Source organism: Pseudomonas sp. Sample_21, from assembly GCF_004307525.1.
GTDB classification, from domain to species: domain Bacteria; phylum Pseudomonadota; class Gammaproteobacteria; order Pseudomonadales; family Pseudomonadaceae; genus Aquipseudomonas; species Aquipseudomonas atacamensis.
On record NZ_RCNZ01000053.1, the window covers coordinates 1 to 21466 of the forward strand.

Annotated in this window: 19 protein-coding genes and 2 pseudogenes; 10 read left to right on the forward strand and 11 right to left on the reverse strand. The window is 57.8% G+C overall.

Going from position 1 to position 21466, the window contains the following annotated elements:
- Positions 1-1333 (forward strand): aminodeoxychorismate synthase component I (pabB, locus tag D8U71_RS07460; RefSeq protein ID WP_130887516.1); only part of this gene is annotated, 1333 nt, incomplete at its 5' end.
- Between the two features lie 182 nt (positions 1334-1515).
- Here the strand turns inward: pabB and thrH are convergent.
- A complete protein-coding gene (gene thrH, locus D8U71_RS07465; protein WP_122705845.1) occupies positions 1516-2133 on the reverse strand; it encodes a bifunctional phosphoserine phosphatase/homoserine phosphotransferase ThrH in 618 nt (205 codons plus the stop codon).
- Between the two features lie 165 nt (positions 2134-2298).
- On the opposite strand from thrH, the gene D8U71_RS07470 reads away from it, so the two are divergent.
- The 3 genes from D8U71_RS07470 to D8U71_RS07480 all read left to right on the forward strand — a co-directional run bounded on the left by D8U71_RS07470 (position 2299) and on the right by D8U71_RS07480 (position 5935).
- Entirely contained in the window at positions 2299-3039 is a 741-nt protein-coding gene (locus D8U71_RS07470; RefSeq protein WP_130887517.1) for a phosphoadenylyl-sulfate reductase, read from the forward strand.
- A 574-nt stretch (positions 3040-3613) separates the two neighbouring features.
- Complete coding sequence (locus tag D8U71_RS07475; protein WP_125927629.1) at positions 3614-5152, forward strand: NCS1 family nucleobase:cation symporter-1; 1539 nt, start codon at positions 3614-3616, stop codon at positions 5150-5152.
- A 54-nt stretch (positions 5153-5206) separates the two neighbouring features.
- Complete coding sequence (locus D8U71_RS07480) at positions 5207-5935, forward strand: aspartate/glutamate racemase family protein (protein ID WP_122506523.1); 729 nt, start codon at positions 5207-5209, stop codon at positions 5933-5935.
- Between the two features lie 131 nt (positions 5936-6066).
- Here D8U71_RS07480 and D8U71_RS07485 read toward each other — a convergent pair whose 3' ends face one another.
- Positions 6067-6990: a LysR family transcriptional regulator gene (locus D8U71_RS07485; RefSeq protein ID WP_130887518.1), complete on the reverse strand. Its 924-nt coding sequence runs from the start codon at positions 6988-6990 to the stop codon at positions 6067-6069.
- Between the two features lie 125 nt (positions 6991-7115).
- On the opposite strand from D8U71_RS07485, the gene D8U71_RS07490 reads away from it, so the two are divergent.
- Positions 7116-7862, forward strand: a complete 747-nt coding sequence (locus D8U71_RS07490) for a 3-oxoacyl-ACP reductase family protein (protein WP_016773811.1) — start codon at positions 7116-7118, stop codon at positions 7860-7862.
- A 62-nt stretch (positions 7863-7924) separates the two neighbouring features.
- Here the strand turns inward: D8U71_RS07490 and D8U71_RS07495 are convergent.
- Positions 7925-8607 (reverse strand): annotated as a pseudogene (locus D8U71_RS07495) (HAD-IA family hydrolase).
- 239 nt (positions 8608-8846) lie between these two features.
- On the opposite strand from D8U71_RS07495, the pseudogene D8U71_RS07500 reads away from it, so the two are divergent.
- The 3 genes and pseudogenes from D8U71_RS07500 (at position 8847) to D8U71_RS07510 (ending at position 14897) form a co-directional block, all read left to right on the forward strand.
- A pseudogene (locus tag D8U71_RS07500) lies at positions 8847-13639 on the forward strand (RHS repeat-associated core domain-containing protein).
- Positions 13636-14031 carry an Imm50 family immunity protein gene (locus tag D8U71_RS07505; RefSeq protein ID WP_130887519.1) on the forward strand — a complete coding sequence of 132 codons (396 nt, stop codon included), beginning with the start codon at positions 13636-13638 and terminating at the stop codon, positions 14029-14031. The pseudogene D8U71_RS07500 and the gene D8U71_RS07505 overlap by 4 nt, the downstream one beginning before the upstream one ends.
- 473 nt (positions 14032-14504) lie before the next feature.
- Positions 14505-14897, forward strand: a complete 393-nt coding sequence (locus D8U71_RS07510; protein ID WP_130887520.1) for a hypothetical protein — start codon at positions 14505-14507, stop codon at positions 14895-14897.
- Positions 14898-14949: 52 nt separating this feature from the next.
- On the opposite strand, the gene D8U71_RS28335 is transcribed toward D8U71_RS07510, so the two are convergent.
- The 4 genes from D8U71_RS28335 to D8U71_RS28595 all read right to left on the reverse strand — a co-directional run bounded on the left by D8U71_RS28335 (position 14950) and on the right by D8U71_RS28595 (position 16664).
- On the reverse strand, positions 14950-15117 hold the full coding sequence (locus D8U71_RS28335; RefSeq protein WP_016773805.1) for a hypothetical protein: 168 nt from the start codon (positions 15115-15117) through the stop codon (positions 14950-14952).
- A gap of 118 nt (positions 15118-15235) precedes the next feature.
- Positions 15236-15655: a YMGG-like glycine zipper-containing protein gene (locus D8U71_RS07515; protein WP_024012287.1), complete on the reverse strand. Its 420-nt coding sequence runs from the start codon at positions 15653-15655 to the stop codon at positions 15236-15238.
- Positions 15656-15790: 135 nt separating this feature from the next.
- Positions 15791-16162 carry a hypothetical protein gene (locus D8U71_RS07520; protein ID WP_016773803.1) on the reverse strand — a complete coding sequence of 124 codons (372 nt, stop codon included), beginning with the start codon at positions 16160-16162 and terminating at the stop codon, positions 15791-15793.
- 313 nt (positions 16163-16475) lie between these two features.
- Complete coding sequence (locus D8U71_RS28595; RefSeq protein WP_024012286.1) at positions 16476-16664, reverse strand: hypothetical protein; 189 nt, start codon at positions 16662-16664, stop codon at positions 16476-16478.
- A gap of 221 nt (positions 16665-16885) precedes the next feature.
- Between D8U71_RS28595 and D8U71_RS07530 the strand changes: the two genes are divergently transcribed.
- On the forward strand, positions 16886-17164 hold the full coding sequence (locus tag D8U71_RS07530) for a hypothetical protein (RefSeq protein WP_056784095.1): 279 nt from the start codon (positions 16886-16888) through the stop codon (positions 17162-17164).
- Positions 17165-17221: 57 nt separating this feature from the next.
- Here D8U71_RS07530 and D8U71_RS07535 read toward each other — a convergent pair whose 3' ends face one another.
- The 4 genes from D8U71_RS07535 to D8U71_RS07550 form a co-directional block, all read right to left on the reverse strand.
- Entirely contained in the window at positions 17222-17542 is a 321-nt protein-coding gene (locus D8U71_RS07535; RefSeq protein WP_016773801.1) for a YbjQ family protein, read from the reverse strand.
- A 68-nt stretch (positions 17543-17610) separates the two neighbouring features.
- Positions 17611-18891, reverse strand: a complete 1281-nt coding sequence (locus D8U71_RS07540) for a Y-family DNA polymerase (protein WP_122612029.1) — start codon at positions 18889-18891, stop codon at positions 17611-17613.
- Entirely contained in the window at positions 18878-19309 is a 432-nt protein-coding gene (umuD, locus tag D8U71_RS07545; protein ID WP_130887521.1) for a translesion error-prone DNA polymerase V autoproteolytic subunit, read from the reverse strand. Before umuD ends, D8U71_RS07540 begins: the two co-directional genes overlap by 14 nt.
- 332 nt (positions 19310-19641) lie before the next feature.
- Positions 19642-19902 carry a hypothetical protein gene (locus D8U71_RS07550; RefSeq protein ID WP_130887522.1) on the reverse strand — a complete coding sequence of 87 codons (261 nt, stop codon included), beginning with the start codon at positions 19900-19902 and terminating at the stop codon, positions 19642-19644.
- A 519-nt stretch (positions 19903-20421) separates the two neighbouring features.
- Between D8U71_RS07550 and D8U71_RS07555 the strand changes: the two genes are divergently transcribed.
- A complete protein-coding gene (locus D8U71_RS07555; RefSeq protein ID WP_130887523.1) occupies positions 20422-21462 on the forward strand; it encodes a ParA family protein in 1041 nt (346 codons plus the stop codon).
- Positions 21463-21466: the final 4 nt, after the last annotated feature.

The window sequence follows — 21466 nt, forward strand, 5'->3', positions numbered from 1 at the left end:
CTCCGTACACCCACTGCCCTACCGCGCCAACCCCGCCGACTATTTCGCGGCCATTCGCAACGCACCCGGCGCCGTGCTGCTCGACAGCGGCCGGCCGAGCGCTGAACGCGGCCGTTATGACTTGCTCAGCGCCTGGCCGCTGGAACAACTGGCGGTGTTGCCGGACGAGAGCGGCGCGTATTTCCTCCAGCGCCTGCGTGACCACCTCAGCCGCTTGGGCGAAGCTCAGTTGCCTGCCGGGTATGAATTACCATTCGCCGGCGGGCTGATCGGCTATCTGAGCTACGACTTCGGCCGGCATCTGGAGAACCTGCCGAGTCAGGCGCTGGATGACCTGCAACTGCCCGATGCGCGTTTTGGCCTGTACGACTGGGCGCTGATCAGCGATCACCACGGGCAAACCAGCCAATTGGTCTTTCATCCATCGCTTGTCGACAGTGAACGGCAGCGATTGGTCGCGCTGTTCACTCAGCCTCAAGTTGACGCGCTGGCGCCTTTCAAACTGAACGCCCCGATGGCCGCTGATCTCTCGGCCGACGATTACCGTCAGGCCTTCGAACGCATTCAGGACTACATCCAGGCTGGCGACTGCTATCAGGTCAACTTCGCGCAACGCTTTCGTGCTGAATGCCAGGGCGATCCGTGGCTGGCTTACTGCGCTTTACGTCAGGCCTGCCCGACGCCGTTCTCCGGGTTCCAGAGCCTGCCCGACGGCGGCGCGGTGCTGAGCCTGTCACCGGAACGTTTCGTCAGAGTCAGCCAGCGCCAAGTCGAAACCCGTCCGATCAAGGGCACCCGCCCCCGTGGCGTCACCCCAGCCGAGGACGCCGCCAACGCCGCCGAACTGCTGGCCAGCCCCAAGGATCGCGCGGAAAACCTGATGATCGTCGACCTGCTGCGCAACGACCTCGGGCGCACCTGCCGCATCGGCTCGGTGCGGGTGCCGGAGTTGTTCAGTCTGGAGAGCTATCCGAACGTGCATCACCTGGTCAGCAGCGTGACCGGTGAACTGGCGACGGATCGTGATGCGCTGGACCTGATCGCCGGCAGTTTCCCCGGCGGCTCGATCACCGGCGCACCGAAGATTCGGGCGATGCAGATCATCGACGAGCTGGAACCGACCCGGCGCGGTCTGTATTGCGGCTCGTTGCTGTATCTGGACGTGCGCGGCGAGATGGACAGCTCCATCGCCATCCGCAGTCTGCTGGTCAAGGATGGTCAGGTGTGCTGCTGGGGCGGCGGCGGGATCGTCGCTGATTCGGACTGGCAGGCGGAGTATCAGGAGTCGATGACCAAAGTGCGGATCCTGCTCGATACCCTGCAGAACCTCTGAAGCATCGCGAGCAGCCTCCCACACCGATCGTTCCCACGCTCCTGCGTGGGAATGCAGCCCGGGACGCTCCGCGTCCCATCCAAAGCCGAACGCGGAGCGTCCGATGAGGCGTTCCCACGCAGAGCGTGGGAACGATCATCGTGTGGGAGCGAGCCTGCTCGCGAAGACGTCCTTCCAGACGACTACAAACTCAACTCTCTATTAGAGGCCTTGAGAAATTCCCGCTTCAGCTCTTCAAACGTATGCACCGCCGGGAACTGCGGAAACTCGCGAATCACGTTGTCCGGCGCGTGAAACAGAATCCCCGCATCCGCCTCGCCGAGCATGGTCGTGTCGTTGTACGAATCACCCGCCGCGATCACCCGGTAGTACAGACTCTTGAACGCCAGCACCGACTGGCGCTTGGGATCTTTCTGACGCAGTTGATAGCCCGTCACCCGACCACTTTCGTCAGTGATCAAGCGATGGCAGAGCAAGGTCGGGAAGCCCAGCTGGCGCATCAGTGGCTGTGAAAACTCATAAAAAGTGTCCGAGAGAATCACCACCTGAAAGCGCTCGCGCAGCCAGTTGACGAACTCCACCGCGCCATCCAGCGGTTTCAGTGTGGCGATCACTTCCTGAATGTCCGAGAGCTTGAGACCGTGCTCATCGAGGATGCGCAGGCGCTGCTTCATCAAAACGTCGTAATCGGGAATGTCCCGAGTGGTGGCCTTGAGGGAGTCGATTCCGGTTTTTTCGGCGAAGGCGATCCAGATTTCCGGTACCAGTACCCCTTCAAGATCCAGGCAAGCAATTTCCACAAGACACTCCCGTTTGTAGTGATTATTTGAGTCAAGCGAGGCCGAACTCTAGCGTCTGCACCCGAGGCGCGCAACGCAGAGGACGCCCCGGGCGCGGCAGCTTTTTGTTACCATCGGCCCCCTATAGAGCGCCCGAGCGCCATTGACCTGTAGGAAGCCGCCCTGATGAGCCCAACGTTTGACGTCGTGGAACTCGCCACGACCTATGCCAACAAATCCGCCCAGGACATCCTCAAGCTCGCCTTCGCCGAGTTCGGCGATGACTTGTGGATATCTTTCAGCGGCGCCGAGGACGTGGTGCTGGTGGACATGGCGTGGAAGCTGAACAAGAACGTCAAAGTGTTCAGCCTCGACACCGGCCGCCTGCATCCGGAGACCTACCGTTTCATCGAGCACGTGCGCGAGCATTACCAGATCGATATTGAAATTGTTTCGCCGGACTACACGAAACTCGAACCGTTCGTGAAGGAAAAAGGCCTGTTCAGTTTCTACAAGGATGGCCACGGCGAATGCTGCGGCATCCGCAAGATCGAGCCGCTGCGGCGCAAGCTGTACGACGTCAAAGCCTGGGCCACCGGCCAGCGCCGCGATCAGAGCCCGGGCACCCGCAGCGCTGTGGCGGTGCTGGAAATCGACACAGCTTTCTCGACACCGGAACGCACCCTGTACAAGTTCAACCCGCTGGCGCAGATGACCAGCGAGGAGATCTGGGGCTACATCCGCATGCTCGAACTGCCGTACAACAGCCTGCACGAGCGCGGTTTCATCAGCATCGGCTGCGAACCCTGCACCCGCCCAGTGCTGCCGAACCAGCACGAGCGCGAAGGCCGCTGGTGGTGGGAAGAAGCCACGCAGAAAGAATGCGGCTTGCATGCCGGGAATATCATCAGCAAGAGTAAGGTTTGATCCCCCATTTATAGAAAGACCTGTGGGAGCGAGCCTGCTCGCGAAAGCGCAGTTCCAGTCAACGTTGCAGTTGCCTGATCCACCGCATTCGCGAGCAGGCTCGCTTTCACATTGATAGGTGCCAGGCACACAAAAGGTGTACACAAGGTTGTCACCATCGGTGCCATTTATGTGTGCACTTTCAGTTCTGACGCCCTGAAAAGTTACACTCTCCAGCAGAATCCCCATCTGCTTGCCCCTCTGCAAACTCCCTCCCCTGAAAAAAATTCCTGTCCAATCGATCAATTTATATCGCCGGTTTTTCAGCAACTTATGCCGCATTGATAACTATTCGAAATGAGCCCTGCCGCTTATAGATTGGCAACTGGCACAAATCTGGCTTTATCGCATACATGTTTTGTATACAAAACTGCAAAACATGCACACTTTCGATCCGCAAGCCTGAAGCGCCCTATCCCGTACAGGCTGCAGATGCCCCATAACCAGTGATGTTTTCACCGCCGCGACGAAGATTTGTCGAGCCTGAGCGCTCATGCACAGTCATCGCGGGAGTGAACGTCAGGAGCCTGCCGGAATGCGTACAAGTCTTTCGAATAACATCGCGCTGGGTCTGCCCTCTTCCACGCTCGATCAACCGTTGCCCGATGACGGACTGAGCGAGCCGCTGCAACTGAGCCCGCGCCTGCACAACAGCGATCTGGCGCCGACCAAAGCCGAAGGGCGACGCTGGGGCCAGTACAGCATCTTCGCCCTGTGGACGAACGACGTGCACAACATCGCCAACTACTCGTTCGCCATCGGCCTGTATGCGTTGGGCCTGGGCGGCTGGCAGATTCTGCTGTCGCTGGGGATCGGCGCGGCGCTGGTGTACTTCTTCATGAACCTGTCCGGGTACATGGGGCAGAAAACCGGGGTGCCGTTTCCAGTGATCAGCCGGATCAGTTTCGGCATTCACGGTGCGCAAATTCCTGCATTGATCAGGGCGGTTATCGCCATCGCCTGGTTCGGTATTCAGACGTACCTCGCCTCGGTGGTATTCCGCGTCTTGCTGACCGCTGTGCATCCAGGCTTCGCCGAATACGATCACGACTCGATTCTGGGCCTGTCGAGCCTGGGCTGGGTGTGCTTCGTGGCGATCTGGCTGGTGCAACTGGCGATTCTCGCCTACGGCATGGAGATGGTGCGCCGTTACGAGGCGTTTGCCGGGCCGGTGATTCTGCTGACCGTTGCTGCCCTCGCCGGGTGGATGTACTTCCAGGCTAACGCGACCATTGCCTGGTCGATCCGCGAGCCGCTGACCGGTGGCGAGATGTGGCGCAACATCTTTGCCGGCGGCGCGTTGTGGCTGGCGATCTACGGCACGCTAATCCTCAACTTCTGCGATTTCGCCCGTTCTTCGCCGTGCCGCAAAACCATCAAGGTAGGAAATTTCTGGGGCTTGCCGGTGAACATTCTGGTGTTCGCTGCGATTACCGTGTTGCTGTGTGGCGCGCAGTTCCAGATCAACGGGCGGATCATCGAAAGCCCGACCGAAATCATCGCCTCGATCCCCAACACATTCTTTCTGGTGCTCGGCTGCCTGGCTTTTCTGATCGTCACCGTCGCCGTGAACATCATGGCCAACTTCGTCGCCCCGGCGTTCGTCCTCAGCAACCTGGCGCCGAAGTACCTGACCTTCCGCCGCGCCGGGTTGATCAGCGCGACCATTGCCGTGCTGATCCTGCCGTGGAACCTCTACAACAGCCCGCTGGTGATCGTGTATTTCCTGTCGGGCCTAGGCGCCCTGCTCGGCCCGCTGTACGGGGTGATCATGGTCGACTACTGGCTGATCCGCAAAGGCCGGATCAATGTGCCGCAGCTCTACAGCGAAGACCCCAACGGCGCTTATTACTACAGCCGTGGCATCAATTTCCGCGCGGTGGCGGCGTTTATTCCTGCAGCGCTGATCGCCATCGTCCTGGCCCTGGTACCTGGTTTCCACAGCGTTTCACCGTTCTCCTGGCTGATCGGTGCCGGTATCGCCGGCATGCTTTACCTGATCATCGCCAAACGCCAGACGCATTACGCCGAAGTCAGCGGCGAATGCATCGCTGTGGATAACGTCAGCCACTGATCCCTTCGCGGCCCGGTTTTCGGGCCGCACCACTGCCCGCAATAAGGATTTTCCATGCGTATTCTCGTGGTCAACGTCAACACCACCGAATCCATCACCGACGCCATCGCCCGCTCGGCGCAGGCCGTCGCTTCGCCCGGTACCGAAATCGTCGGCCTGACCCCGTACTTCGGCGCCGAATCGATTGAAGGCAATTTCGAAAGTTACCTGGCCGCCATCGCCGTCATGGACCGGGTGATGGCCTACGACCAACCCTTCGACGCCGTGATTCAGGCCGGCTACGGTGAGCACGGCCGCGAAGGCTTGCAGGAATTGCTCAACGTGCCAGTGGTAGATATCACTGATGCGGCGGCCAGCACCGCGATGTTCCTCGGCCATGCCTACTCGGTGGTGACCACGCTGGATCGCACCGTGCCGCTGATCGAAGATCGACTGAAATTGTCCGGTCTGTGGGATCGCTGTGCCTCAGTGCGCGCCAGTGGTCTGGCGGTTCTGGAGCTGGAACACGAACCGCAGCGCGCACTGGAAGCGATCGTGCAGCAGGCCGAACTGGCGGTGACCCAGGACAAGGCCGAGGTGATTTGCCTGGGCTGCGGCGGCATGGCCGGGCTGGACGAGCAGATTCGCCGGCGCACCGGCGTGCCGGTGGTGGATGGCGTGACAGCGGCGGTGACGATTGCCGAATCGCTGGTGCGCTTGAAGTTGTCGACGTCGAAGGTGCGCACGTATGCGACGCCACGGCCGAAGACCATTATTGGCTGGGCGCAGCGCTTTGCTCGATAGACCGAGTTATCGTTCATCGCGGGCAAGCCCGCTCCCACAGGGTTTTGTATTCTTTGCAAGATGTGTGAGCAACTCAAAACTTGTGGGAGCGGGCTTGCCCGCGATAGCCGCAACTCGGTTTGGTGCCTGGCTCAGATAGCACTAAACCGCCGCCCCAGTCCCTGCTCAGCAAACTGTTCAATCACGAAATCCACAAACGCCCGGGTCTTGCCCGGCAACAATTTGTGCTCGGCGTAATAGATCGAAATGTTGCCGTCATCGACAAACCAGTCCGGCAGCACTCGCTGTAACGTCCCTGCCTGAAGATACGCGACCGCAAACGGCATGCTCACCAGCGCAATGCCCAAACCTTGCATCGCCGTTGCACAGGCAGCCTCGGAATCACTCATGGTCATCCGCGCCCGCAATGTCAGCGGACTGTGTTGCTGATCGCGGTGAGTCAGTTGCCAGGAGCGCACGCGCCCGGTCTGCGGTGAGCGAATCAGAATGCCGTCGTGTTGCTTGAGGTCATCGGGATGGCTGATCGGCGCATGTTTTTGCAGATAGTCCTCAGATGCCACCAACACCCGATGCGCCGGTGTCAGCCTGCGCGCAACCACACCTTGCGGCAGTTCAAAGCCGCCGCCAATCGCCGCGTCGAAGCCCTGTCCGATCAGGTCGACTTGGCGGTTATCGAAATGCCAGTCCGGGTTGATCGCTGGATAACGCTGCAGAAACTCACCGAGCAGCGGCACGATATACAGACGGCCGAACACCGTACCCATGCTGACTTTCAGCGTGCCGGCCGGTTGCCCGCCGGCACTGGCCAGATTGGCCACGGCATTCTGGATGGTGGTCAGGCTGGCGCTGACTTCACTCAAAAACAGCTGCCCCGCTTCGGTCAGGGTCAGGCTGCGTGTACTGCGCTGGAACAGCCGCACGCCGAGCCGCGCCTCCAGTTTCGCCACGCTTTTGCCCACTGCCGCCGGGGTCAGGCTCAAGCGTCGCGCGGCTTCGGCAAAGCTGCCGACTTCGGCGCTGCGCACAAAGCATTCGATACTGCTGAATGTTTCCATGATCGCCACTATAAACTTCTGGTTTACACAGACTATAGCAATCATGGTCTACCCGGTTGTCGATGCCAGGCCGATACTCGGCACCAACACCAAGGCATTCCGCCTTGAACACTTGGAGATCGAACATGACCACTCAACACCTCAGCGGCAAGGTCGCTCTGATTCAAGGCGGTTCACGCGGCATCGGCGCAGCCATCGTCAAACGCCTGGCCGCTGAAGGCGCCGCCGTCGCTTTCACTTACGTCAGCTCCGCCGCCAAAGCCGAAGAACTGCAGAACAGCATCACCGGCAACGGCGGCAAAGCCTTGGCGATCAAGGCTGACAGCGCCGATGCCGGCGCGATTCGCCACGCCGTCAGCGCCACCGTCGAAGCGTTTGGCCGGCTGGACATTCTGGTCAACAACGCCGGCGTACTGGCCATCGCGCCGCTGGAAGATTTCAAACTGGAAGACTTCGATCAGACTTTGGCCATCAACGTGCGCAGCGTGTTCATTGCTTCGCAGGAAGCAGCGAAACACATGGGCGAAGGCTCGCGGATCATCAACATCGGCAGCACCAACGCCGACCGCATGCCCTTCGGCGGTGGCGGCGTGTACGCGATGAGCAAATCGGCACTGGTCGGCCTGACCAAAGGCCTGGCCCGCGACCTCGGCCCACGGGGCATCACCATCAACAACGTGCAACCTGGCCCGGTCGACACCGACATGAACCCGGCCCATGGCGAATTCGCCGACAGCCTGATTCCGCTGATGGCCGTCGGTCGTTACGGCACCGCCGATGAAATCGCCAGCTTCGTCGCCTATCTGGCCGGGCCGGAAGCCGGTTACATCACTGGCGCCAGCCTGACCATCGACGGTGGTTTCGGCGCCTGACAGACCGGCAAGAAAAAACGCCGCCTTTCTTTATAGGAGGGGCGGCGTTTTTGTGTGGACGGTCAAGCCAGTTCCAGCGCCGGCAGGCCAAAGGCGCTGGGCATAAATGCTTTCAGCGAACGAATAATGCCGTCAGCGTGAGCATATTTCTCATCGGCCATCGCTGCGTCGGGGATGGCGATTGCGGTCATGCCTGCCGCTTTCGCGGCGGTGACGCCGAACGGCGAATCCTCGAACACCAGACAATCCGAGGGCGTGACGCCCAGACGCCTGGCAGCGGTGAGAAAGATATCCGGCGCCGGTTTGGCCGCGCCAACTTCCGGATCGTCCGCCGTGACGATGAAATCGAACAGCGCAAACCACTCACGGTGCAAGGTGGTTTTCTGCCCGAACGACTGGTGCCCACCGCGATCGGGATGTTGTGCGCTTTGAGGTGACGCACCAGCGCTTCGGCCCCCGGCATCGCCTGCGCCTTGGGGAAACGCTCGCGCATCAGCGGCTCGCGGATCTGCAGAAATTCTTCCGGAGTGATCGGTAACTCCAGCGCCTGCACCACGTATTTGGCCAGGTCATTGGCACCGCGACCAATGATGTTTTGTTTGACGCTCCAGTCGAAGGTTTTCCCGTAGCGCCCGGCAATCAGCGAGGTGACCTCGGTGTAAATGCCCTCGGTGTCGAGCAGCAAACCGTCCATATCGAAAATCACGGCCTTGATCGGGCCGAACGTCGTCAGCGGTGCATTCATCATCGGATCCGTTAACAAAGACATCCCGGGCGACAGGCAACGTGCCGCAACGCGGATCTGATTAATGGGTTCAGCAGCATAGCGAGGCCGATGGACATTGAGCAACGGGCAATGCCATCGACGCCTTTTCGCATTTAGCGAAAACTCCTACAGACACTGCCTACTTCCCCGACTTCTTTCCTTTTTGATCCCCCGCAAAGTCCGCGCTCCCGTTTTTTCACATGCGCGAGCGACTGCGAATGTTTCAACCCGATCGGCTCCTGGCCCTGAACAACAGCATCGGACTGCTGGTGGTGGCCGCCCTGAATCCCCAGCAGCCCGATTTCGAAGCGCTGATCGACGAGTTCCGCCTGTGCCTGAACAACTACGACGCCTGGGCCGAGCAGTTCTGGACCGGGACCGCGCTGGACATCGAGCAAGTGTTCAAGGTTGGCAATGACGTACAACTGAGCGCGCCGATCACCTCGCGCGCCCCCATCAGCTCATCGGTAGTCATGTGCCCGGCCAACGGGCCGCTGACCCTGGTGCATTTGTTCGAAACCGCGCGCTTCGTCCGATCGGCGACACCCCGGTGACCCTCGAACCGCTGCTCAGCGACGTCGACGGTGTGCTGACCTTCGGCGAACCACTGCGCTACACCATCGGCCCGAGCGGGATTCTCGAGGTGACCGATTGCATGCGCGGCCAGCGCTATCGCGTCACCTTCTTTCCCGATGTTTCTACCGACCATGTCCGCGCCCTGTATGCCTCATATGAAGGCGTGATTGCCGGTCTTGAAGGCTGGCTGCGCAGCGAATGGACAGGCTTCCAACCGCAATGGACGGAGTTTTCCAGCGCCGGTTTTCTTGATCGTTACGGGCAGTTGCAACGGGCCGATTGGCGCGGTCTGGAAAAAGCTTTGAATGGCGTCTGGGATGACATTCAACAACTGTTCGCCCTACTTGCCGATCTGCAGGAGCACAGCGCGAAGCTCCTGGAATACCTGAGCGAAGTCGAACTTGAGGCGCTGCTGGCGGCTTCCAGCGAGGCGATTGCCAACGCTTTGTTGATGCTCAGCGACGAGCCGTTGCTGTTCATTCATCTGGCCGCGTTCACCAGTTGGCTGAAGATGCTGCCGCCGCAATACCTCGCCGAGGTGGTGGCCGAAGTTCGCACCGAGTTGCTCATCAGTTTCCTGTTGATGCGCGTCGCCGGGGGTGCCGGCGTATCGCTGCGTTTGAGCAGCAAGGTCCTGGCGAAGATCAAGTCGCCACGGGCGCGGGAATGGCTGGCCGCGTCAGCCTTGCGTCTGGCTGAGCTGACTTCGACGCCGGAGCTCAAGCAGCACGCGAGCACACTGAAGCCGCTGATGTTTCATGCCCGCGAGGTGGAGCTGAAGCCGACTCCATCGATTCCGCTGAACATTCGCCAAGCCGATGAAGTTGTGTTGAGCGTGCCGAATCCGGCGCCACTCGCGCGGGACAAATCTCAAAACATGGCGCGCCTTGAGCGCCACGAGCCACACGACGACGCGCCCGACCAGGCGAAAAACCCCAACGGCGATGCCGCCGATTGCGTGCCCAAAACCTGTACCAATGGCTGCCCGGTGTCGATGGTCACCGGCGAAGAACTGCTGACCCTGACCGACGCGGTGCTCGATGGCGTGCTGCCCTTCGAGTTCACCCGTTTGTACCGCAGCAGCGCGGTCGAGATCGACATCGGCCTGGGTTTTGGCTGGAGCCACACGCTCGCGCATCGCCTGTCCTTCGACGGCGATGGCGTGATCTGGATCGACCACGAAAACCGCCGCACCCGTTTTCCCCTGCCCAACGTCGCGCGCCCGGCGATTCACAACAGCCTGTCGCGGGCGGCGATCTTTCTTGGCGATGAGCCGGAAGAACTGATTCTGGCGTTGGCCGGTGACAGCGCGCGGTTCTATCACTTTCGCGCCGGCCGGCTGACCGCAATCAGCGATGTCTACGGTAATCGTCTGACCCTGCAACGCGATCGCTCCGACCGCATTCAGCGTCTGGACAACGGCGCCGGCCGCGCGCTGCTGTTGCGGTATGACCGCGCGCAACTGGTGGCGGTCGATTATCAGGTGTTTGTTCAGGGCGAGTGGATCACCGAGCAAAACCTCGCCACCTACAGCTTCGATGCCCGGCAACGCCTGCTGGTTGCGACCAACGCGGTCCGCGACAGCGAGCGCTACGACTACGACGATCACCACGTCATCCTCCAGCGCCAGCTGACTGGCGGTGCGAGCTTCTTCTGGGAGTGGCAGCGTGAGGGCAAAGCCGCCCGCTGCGTGAGGCACTGGGCTTCGTTCTCGCAGATGAACACCCGTTACGTCTGGAACGATGACGACGCCAGCGTGACCGTGCATTACGTCGACGGCACCGAAGAAGTCTACGTCCACGACGAGCGGGCGCGGCTGGTGCGCCAGGTTGCGGCCGATGGCGGCGAGCAGCTCAAGGCCTATGACCAGCAGGGGCGCTTGATCGCCGAGCAGGATGCGTTGGGCGCGGTTACCGAATACCGCTACGACGAACTTGGACGGCTGATCGCGCTGATTCCGCCGGACGATGCACCAACGTCCTACGAGTACCGCAACGGTTTTCTCTACAAGCGTTGCCGTGGTGAGGCGGTGTGGATCTACCGGCGCAACGCTGAAGGCGCCGTCACTGAAGCGGTCGATCCCGACGGCCAGGTCACCCATTACTACTACAACCTGCGCGGGCAATTGCTGTCGCTGCGTTATCCGGACAGCAGCCGCCACCGCTGGGTGTGGAACGAGCTCGGCCAGCTCATCGAAGAAACCCTGCCCGATGGCGGCGTGCGGCGCTTTTCCTACGATGCGCTGGGCCGGCGGATTACCACCCAGGACGAATTTGGTGTCGTCAGTCGTCAGCAGTGGGACGCGGCCGGCCGACTGATCCTGACGACTTCTCCTACGGGCAGCACGCGCGCCTACAGCTACGGCGCCTACGGGCAGATCACCGCTGAGCGCGACGAGCTCGGTCGTATCACCCGCTATGAATATGACGATGACCTGCACTTGGTCTCGCGGCGGATCAACCCCGATGGCACCCGCGTGCAGTATCGCTATGACCATGCGCGGTTGCTGCTGACCGAGATTGAAAACGAATCGGGAGAAAAATACCGACTGGATTACACGCCGACCGGATTGATCCGACAGGAAACCGGGTTTGATGGACGCCGGACTGCGTATGCCTACGATCTCAATGGGCATCTGCTGGAGAAGACCGAGTTTGGTGATTTCGGTCCAAGTCTGGTCACCCGGTACGAGCGCGACGCGGCTGGACGTTTGCTGGTCAAGACCCTGCCCGATGGCGCCAAGATCCGCTATGACTACGACCGCCTCGGTCGGTTGATCGGTGTCGATGACGGCCAGAACCATCCGCTGGCGTTCGAGTACGACCGTCAGGATCGGCTGATCACCGAGCATCAGGGCTGGGGCACCTTGCGCTACGCCTATGACGCCTGCGGCCAGCTCAAACGCCTGCGCCTGCCGGACAACAGCAAGCTCGACTATCACTACGCCAAGGGCGGTGCGCTGTCAGCCATCGACCTCAACGGTACGCCGCTGACCCGGCATGTGTATCAGTCGGGTCGCGAACAGCAACGCCAGCAAGGTCTGCTGCTCAGCGAATACTCCTACGACGATCAGGGCCGCTTGCTCGCCCATGCTGTAGGTCATCGCCACGCCTCGCTGTACCGCCGCGATTATGCCTACAGCGCCAACGGCAATCTCGAGCACATCGCCGACAGCCGCCACGGCCAGCGTACTTATGGCTACGACGCCCTCGACCGGTTGATCCGCGTACGTCACTCACGCGACGAACTGCCCGAATCCTTCGCCCACGACCCGGCCGGCAACCTGCTGATGCAGGACCGCCCCGGTCCCGCGCAGATCAAAGGCAACCGCCTGCTGATGCAGGGCGACCGCCATTACGACTACGACGCCTTCGGCAACCTGATCCGCGAACGCCGAGGCCACGGCCAGACCCTGGTCACTGAATACCGCTACGACTGCCAGCACCGCCTGATCGGCCTGACCCGCCCGGACGGCCAGACCGCCACTTATCACTACGACGCCTTCGGCCGGCGCATCCGCAAAACCGTCGACAGCGCCGTCACCGAATTCTTCTGGCAAGGCGAACACCTCGTCGCCGAAAGCAGCGCCACGCAATACCGCAGCTTCCTCTACGAACCCGGCACCTTCCGCCCACTGGCGATGCTCGACGGCAAAGGCCCGAAAAAGGCCTGCCCGTTCTACTACCAACTCGACCACCTAGGCACCCCACAGGAACTCACCGACTACAGCGGCGAAATCGTCTGGTCCGCCCAATACGACGCCTACGGCAAAGTCGCCGCCGTCACCCTGGCCGGCGAAGACTATCTGGATCAACCGCTGCGCTTTCAGGGGCAGTATTTCGATGTTGAAAGTGGGCTGCATTACAACCGCCATCGGTATTACGACCCTAGGTTAGGGCGGTATCTGACGCCGGATCCGGTGAAGCTGGCCGGTGGGTTGAATCAGTACCAGTACGTGCCGAATCCGACGGGGTGGGTGGATCCGTTGGGGTTGACGTCGAACTGCCCGCCAAAAGGCCGAAAAACGACCGGCTGTCCAAAACCTAATGAAATCGAGCCCCCACTGGTTTCTCGGCGAGGCGCGTTCAGAAAGGCAAAACTTGACTCGGGAATACCAAAAGGGCAACAGCCCGACATTCAAGTCGATGAGGTTAGCGGCAAGCAGAAGCAATTCACTTATGCCAACATGACAGATAGGAAGGGCAATAACATCTTTGACAGTAGTGGAATGCCAATCATAACTCGGGAATATAAATACACCAGAGAGGATGGCTTTATATTGATCCTCCAAGATCATTCCGCAGGCCATAAATACGGAGATATAAATAACCGGGGAGATCAAGGCCCTCACATAAATGTGCGACCTGCGGATGACAGGCGGAATGGCAAGGTAAAAAACACAAGCGATCATTACCCATTCAGGAGATCACCATGAAAAACTGGAACGAAATAGAGGGCAGCAAACTTTTCAATATGGTATTCAGCAGACATATACCTATCTCAGAGATTAAGCTATTCGCCCTGAACATAGACAATAACCTTTCAACACTGACCTTGGCATTTGACATCAGGGAAACACCAGACACTCCTCCAAAGAAATGGGATCTAATAGGATACAATGCTTGCCGTATCGGAATAACGTGCAGTGAAGTTCGAGGCTTGACAACATCAAACATTCCAACGCAAGAAACATTAAACCTATCCATCCAACTCATTGGGGATAGGTACTCTGTTTCCGCCACATCCATGTCGTCAGAGTTAAAATTCACTACATCATCATTAAGATTGAGAGAGCCAAGTGTGTACTTAACAGAAACACCTTTCTAGACCATTCAATAATCAAGCGCTCTTTTGCAGGTGACATTTTGTCTCTTGAGGACTTAATCAAAGGTTTCCTCAGTAAAGTCGAAGAAGGAACAACGCTGCTGCAGAAAAAAATTTGGTACACGAAACATTCTTAGGCTCTGACAAAGTTTCCAGATAGAGCGTTGCGGAGAAATTATTGATGGACTGGAGTATGGGTTACATGGTGTAGGATGTGCTATCCATTTTCCCACAGAGTTAGTAGATTTCGGTTACGGGCCAAACAACAGGATCGACGGCTTTGACGTGTGGCGTCTTTATATGTACGCCGCCGACAGGTCTGAAGAGTACAAAAATACACTGACATCAGTTTTCTTGAGAGCGAGTTCAAGACTTATCTAGGCTCAGGCAGAATCAAAAAAATATCGCCCTCCGATGACCTCTATGAACTAATCGACCCGCCGCAAAACCTCTGAAAACGAGAGCATGGCTCGCAGATGACTAACAAATATTCCGCGCGTATTGTCGAGATCGACCCAATCATTGAGGAAATGCTACTGCTCAGCGTCAACGGTGTGACTGTGAGATGTTTCGCAGGCCACTGCCCCTCAGTCATTGAAGTAGGTGAGAACTACTCAGCCGAGTTCGAAATGGTACTGCCGGACGAAATAGACATCTCAATATGTGAAAGCATCGAAACACGTGTCGAGATGCTTGACGATGGTTTCTCATGTGAGATTCATGGGCGCTTAGAAGGCGATACCTTTAAGTCATTCGTCGAATTTGCGGATCAAGATATTCACTTCGATTTTCCGCATCTCAACGGGCAGTTTGTGAAAATTACAGCACACAGAATCGACGTTTCGTTCCGAGGAACTGGGCCTCTGTAGGGGCCTGCTGAGTCAGGCCCTTAAGCGATAACTCAAATTTTCAACACCCCATTCACTGCTCATCCCCATCCTCCTCATACTCCATATCCGCCTCATCCGCATCATTCAACGGCACCGTCGCATCGTCCATCAGCGACCCGGGATCTTCATTCCCCGGATCATTGATAAATGGCAATCCACTCGGGCCTTTCTCTTCTTTGCCTTCAGTTTCAGGGGTCATGGTGCACCTCTTGAGCGTGTGGGATGTATGACGTTCGAAAAGCCCTGCCGCCAATCGTTCCTCTGCCTGACGGCCACACACGAAAAACCCGGCGCCAGGCCGGGTTTTCGTTGATAAATCAGCGATGTTTATTTTTGTGTTTGTTCTTGTGCTTGTGGCCGCCGGAATGAGATCCGCCGTCGTCGTCGCCAAGATTGTTACCTACCGCGCCGCCGGCTGCGCCGCCCAGGCCCGCGCCAATGGCAGAGCCGGTGGAGCCGCCGAGGCTGTTGCCGACAACCGAGCCGCCTGCTGCGCCAAGACCGCCACCAATCGCGGCTTCGGTGCGGTTGCGTTTATTAGCCCCGACGGCACTGCCCGCCGCGCCGCCAACACCTGCGCCGACCGCTGCGCCCGTGCTGCCGCCGAGTTGTCCGCCAACCACATTACCCAGCGCACCGCCGAGACCACCGCCTACGGCAGCGGTGCCATCTCCGGCCGCCATCGCGCCCTGCGCCACGACCAAGCCAAAAAACAGTGCAGATAATGACAATCGCATATGAACCTCGCAGTTCCCGAAACGGGACAGTCCGCCCAAGCGGGGCGTATGCAGATTGGAGATGATTTCGCACGAAACGTTCAGCCATGAAAAAGCCCGACATCGAGTCGGGCTTTTTCTGACAGGCAATCAGTCTCAGTGGCGCTTGTGACCTTTGCCCAGATTGCTGCCGACGGCACCGCCGGCCGCGCCGCCCAGACCTGCACCGATGGTGGCGCCGTTGCGGCCGCCCAGGCTGTTGCCGATCACCGAACCACCGGCTGCACCGACACCTCCGCCGATCGCCGCTTTGGTACGGCTGCCCTTGCGTGCGGCGACTGCGCTGCCCGCTGCGCCCGCGACACCAGCGCCAATGGCGGCACCGGTGCTGCCGCCCATTTTCTGACCGACCACGTTACCCAGCGCGCCGCCCAGGCCACCGCCCAGCGCCGCGGTGCCGTCACCGGCAGCCATCGCACCTTGAGCAACCAGAAGGCCAAGAACCAGAGCAGGCAGTGTTAAACGCATGACGAAAACCTCAAATTAAACGGGATGACGAAAAGGAGCCGGATTTAATGCGCTCGACGCAGGAAAGTCCAGACGCAGGCGACAGCGTCGTTTGGACCGCGATCAGGGAAAAGGTTTTATGCCGGGCAAAAAAAAGCCCGCTGGGGAGACGGGCTGGAGACTTGCTTTCTAACGGATGGCTTCACACTACGTTGGCCAACGTGAAAAGTTTGTGAAAAAAAACCGACATTAATGTCAATGCCTGCCAGAGAGTTCAAACCCCTATTCTTGCGCACATAAAAAACCCCGTTCAGTGACGGGGTGCAGGATGAAATCACTTTCTGGTCCTTGCCGTGACCTTGGGCAGGAATTTCGCTTTCGGCCCTTTCGGGGCTGTAGATTTGATTTTTCCGATGCTGACCGGATCCTCGCCAAACCCCGACTGATACTCCGACTGACCGCAGCGCACACAGTTGTTGAATGAAAACTCAGCGCCATCATCTTCTATAAATGGACCTGACATAGCCTCTCCCCTACGCAACCGGGCCGACACCGGCAAAACAGTTTTGCCTGGAAAATATCGTCCCTCAACGCTTTTTAGACTAGCTGGTCACTACTGGACTTGCTGTTCAGAAAGGCTGATCACCGACGAATGGAAAAAAGTGTCGCGAGCGATCATTCGCTAAAGATTTCCATCGAACGGCCGCTGCCCTTACTCCTACAAATGAATCTCAAGGAGAGGTCATGCAAATCAATGGATTCCCGAACATGCCAGTCGTAAAACTCACGGACGAGCAGATCGCTGCCGGCAAGGCCGGTGCGGAAAAACTCAAGGAAAAGATCGCCTCGGGTGAAATCACCATCAAATACCCGGACAAACCGCTTCTGCAGCCGGGCGTCGTCTACCATCCCAGCGAGCCCGCACCATCGGCGCAGCCTGACGGGACACCGCCCCTCGTTGCCATCGATACACCGCTGACCTATGACTCAAGAGGCGCTGTGTTGCTCAAGCCTCAGGGCTGATTGACGCGGAAAAAAGCCCATTCGTTGTGCGAGTGGGCTTTGCCTTGAACGCAATGATCAGCGCAGCTTCACCGCCGTTCCGGTCACAAACACCACGACCATGCCGCCCTTGCCTGCCGGCATGCTGATCTCAAAATCCACGCCAACCACAGCATCAGCCTGCAATGCCCGCGCTCGATCCTTCAGTTCGTCGGTGGCCTGAATGCGTGCTTCTTTAAGAGCCCGCTCCAACGTCTGCGACCGCCCGCCAAAGAAGTCGCGCATGCCGGCGAACATATCGCGGATCACGTTGACCCCTTGCACAGACTCGGCGCTGACGATGTCCAGATAGGCTGTGATCTGCCGCCCCTCGACGGAATGAGTGGTGGAAATGATCATGAAAGTCGTCCCTTTACTGCATAAGTGAAGGCAGCGATTGTAACGCGGCACCAGATCTGGCCCGTGCCTCAATTGGATTTAACGACCCACAATTGATCCAGCTTCGTCGTAAAACTCGAGCTCATCATCTCCCGCCGCATGCCCCAGGCCGGATCAGCCGGCACACTCCCCGCTCGCAACGTTCCATGCCCCCAGCGTCGATTAATCTGGTCCAGCACCCCCATCACCTTCTCCGCCGTCTGCGGTTGCGACTGGGCAAACAAGTCGTCGGTAAACTCTCCGGGCTGCCGAAGATCCATCAATAACACTTCAGCCTTGCTGTACTTGAAGCCCGGCCGGAACAATCGATCAACCGCCTCGCTCGCGACCTTGCTCAGCAATCGCACATCATTGGTCGGATAAGGCAACTCGATCAGCGCGCCGTTGGCGTACTTGGCCTCCTCGGGATTGAACATTCCGGTGCGGATACTCACGCGGATCTTCTTGCACAGCGAATTCTGCGCACGCAGCTTTTCCGCCGCTCGATGCACATAAGTAGCGACGGCTTCCTTGATCGGCTCGATGGTAGTCAAACGGTTGCCAAACATGCGGCTGCTGCAAATTTCCTGCTTCGGCGGTTCTGTTTCCGACAGCTCCAGACAGGATGTGCCACCCAGTTCGCGCGCGGTCTTCTCGATCACCACGCTGAACTTGCGCCGCAGTGTCCACGGATCGGCCTTCGCCAGGTCCATTGCGCTTCTGATCTGCATGCTTTCCAGATGAGCTTTCATCCGCCGCCCGACGCCCCACACTTCACCGACATCGGTATTGCGCAGCACCCAGTCGCGTTTGGACGGATCGCAGATGTCGACCACGCCGCCGGTATGCGCTTGCAAGCGTTTGGCAGTGTGGTTGGCGAGCTTGGCCAGCGTTTTCGTCGGGGCGATGCCGACGCCCACAGGGATGCCCGTGCGCTTATAAACAGCAGAGCGGATGGTTCGGCCAAACGCGGTCAGGTCCCCAGGGATGCCGCTGAGATCGGCGAACGCCTCATCAATGCTGTACACCTCGACCGCCGGCACCATGGATTCGATGATCGTCATCACCCGTTCGCTCATGTCGCCGTACAAGGCGTAATTACTGCTGAACACCTGAATGCCATGGCGGCGCAAATCATCGCGAATCTGGAAATACGGCGCGCCCATTTTCACAAAGGGCTTGGCGTCATAACTCCGGGCAATCACGCAGCCATCGTTATTGCTCAGCACGACAATCGGCGTCTTCGCCAGATCGGGCCGGAACACTCGCTCACAGCTGGCATAGAAGCTGTTGCAATCGATCAGCGCGAAGACCTGCTCACGGTTTGCCATGGTCGCGCACGCTGTAAGTCACCACACCCCAGATCACCAGCTCATCCCCTTCCATCACGTAGCGAGGCGGATATTTGCTGTTGGCCGAAAGAAGGATGATGGTGTTGTCGCGCATGTGCAGGCGCTTGCAGATGGGTTCGGAGTTGAGACCGGCGATGACGATATCGCCGTGCTCGGCATTCAGGCTGCGATCGACGATCACCAGATCACCGCAAAATATCCCCGCGTCCTGCATGCTCTCGCCTTCGATCTTCGCCAGATAAACGTGCGGTGCACGAATATCAAAAACCTCGTCCAGAGAGATGTGCTTTTCAATGTGATCAGCCGCCGGCGAAGGAAAACCGGCGGGAATCCGAAACGAATACAGCGCAAGCTTTTCGCCCGCACCTGACAAAGGGCCGAGGATGGTGACGCTCATGATACGAACCTGATAGTGAATTTACTGTATGCGCATACAGTAAACTCGGGACGGTTCGGAGGGTCAATGAGGCGTGTAGGAGATTTCGACGGGTGACAGGGTTTTGTACAACTTCTTGGTAATAAAAGACTGCCAACTCACGTTTCAGAGGCTTCGAACCAGTGGTCCTTTAGCAACTTTTCCAAACGCCAAAAACCACAAACCCTCGACTTTCTCTAGGAAAATCAGGGGCTTGTGTTTACTGAATATGGCGGTGAAGGAGAGATTCGAAACCGCCCGATTGCGATTTTCGCGAGGTCAGTGCCCGGTTTATAGAGGGTTTAGGATGACAGTTAGCGCGCAAGCGTTCCCATGGCGGTCCCATGAGTTTGCGCGGCAGTCGAATACGCCAAGGGCCATAGATGGATATCCCTTTTTTCGGGAGCGGCATCGGAAAAAGGTAATTTCGGTAACTTAATCAACTGACCGGCCTGAGAGCCTTGATTTAACTGGCCTGCAAGGGATCGGCACAAGGTAATTTTTAAGTAATGTACAGGTAAAGTAATTACCTCTTTAGGAAGTAATTTTTCTGTTTTCTCACCCTTATAAATCAATCAGTTACCCTCACATTACTTTTTTCATTACTCAAAATTACTTTCTGAAGTAATCCAGCGAAGCCAATGAATATGGGGCTTTCAGCGGTCTACCGATATCCGAATTACCACATTACTTTTTCCCGACTGAGCTCCTGAAAATCAGCGCCTCACGGTGCGTCATGTCTGACGAACAATCGACCCAAGGAAAACGCTTCGGGTGCCCTACCCTTCGCAGGGATTCGCAGGCTTTTTGTCTCATTTTATTCAGTACCACAAAGCCCAGCCGAGGCTGCGCTCAGCGGATCGCAGGACTGCGCAAAAAAAGACCAATTTAGCCCGCAGGCGAGGTGGGGGGGACGACGGCGCGCGCCACCTAGCAAGCACCATGCAGCAATCCGCCGATCAAATCTCCGGGCAGCTTCACCAAGATCCACGACTTGAATGTCCACCAAGAGGATGTGCTAAGAATCAAAATGACATTACTATGTATGTTGATCAGTAGCGCTACTCCCTCCCCGAATCACAAGGAACGTACTCATGGCCAAAATCATCTGCCTTTTCAACCATAAGGGAGGAGTGAGCAAGACCACCACTGCCTTCAACCTAGGGTGGATGCTCGCCACCATGGGAAAAAAAATCTTGCTTGCCGACTTCGATCCACAATGCAACCTAACGGGCATGGTGTTGGGTTACCAAGGAATTGAGGATTTAGAGAACACATATACCGCCGAGCCACCGAACAACATCAAAGATGGTTTGTCACCAGCTTTCGAATCAAAACCACGACAAATCGTTGGGGCGGACGTTGTCCAAGTTTCTGGCAACGGCAATCTGTTCCTGCTGCCCGGACACATTGGACTAGCCGAATACGAAACAACGCTAGGGGTAGCGCAGGAGCTCAGTGGTTCACTTCTGGCGTTGCGTAACTTGCCAGGATCGTTGCGCTTTCTGTTAGATGCCACAGCTGACAAGCATGGAATCGACTATGTGATTGTTGATATGAGCCCAAGCCTCGGGCCGATGAATCAGAATCTTTTAATGACCTGCGATCATTTTATCGTCCCACTTCATCCTGACTACTTTTCGGCAATGGCATTAAGCTCTCTGGCTAAATCCCTTCCGAGATGGGCTGCATGGGCTCGAACGGCGTACGGCATACCCGCATTGAAAGACGCCGACTATCCTTTCCCAGAACCAAAAGCAACATTTGTTGGTGCCGTAATTCAGAAATATCGTCCACGCAATGGTCAACCAAGCGCCGCGTTTCAACGCTGGGTTGACCAAATTGTTAATGGATTGCAGAAGGAATTGATCCCCAGCCTAGAAGGTGCTGGCCTTCTCGATCAGGCGGACTTTAAAGCGAAAGTGGGGTTCGAGCCTTGGGATCCAATCCTAAGCGTAGGTGACTTCAATAGCCTAATCGCTCAATCTCAAGAACATCTAGTTCCAGTTTATGCACTCACTGCAAAAATGGTTGATCAACAAGGAGCCGTTTGGGATCAAACGGAAGAGAGCATGAGTAAATTTGAAGCGCAATTTAAACTATGCGCCGAACGAGTCATTGCTCTTGTAGGATAACTAA